Origin of the sequence: Microbacterium karelineae (assembly GCF_009745985.1) — a bacterium.
GTDB lineage: Bacteria > Actinomycetota > Actinomycetes > Actinomycetales > Microbacteriaceae > Microbacterium > Microbacterium karelineae.
Genome location: NZ_WFIX01000072.1, coordinates 1 through 217, shown reverse-complemented (window position 1 = coordinate 217; position 217 = coordinate 1). Strand labels below are relative to the sequence as shown.

General features: G+C 33.2%; 1 protein-coding gene. It reads right to left on the bottom strand.

All coding sequences use genetic code 11. The features are described from left to right. Positions 1-217: hypothetical protein (locus GB932_RS21965; protein WP_197517202.1), on the bottom strand; the 217-nt coding region annotated here is incomplete at both ends.

Here is a 217-nt window from a genome sequence, read left to right as displayed (position 1 = left end):
TCTTTATCAGCAGATTTGAAATCTTTCAATGTTGTTCCTGCCGGTAAGTTTGATTTTAAACCTTCGAATAATTTCTGTTCGATAATCTGGTCAGCCTTTAAAGATTCATCTTCGATAAGGTAATCCGTAGAGATCTTTAATTGTTTGTTGTTTCCGAAAGTTTTAGCTTCTACAGAAGAGTTCTTACCGTCTTCAGTTTTGAATAATGCTACTAATT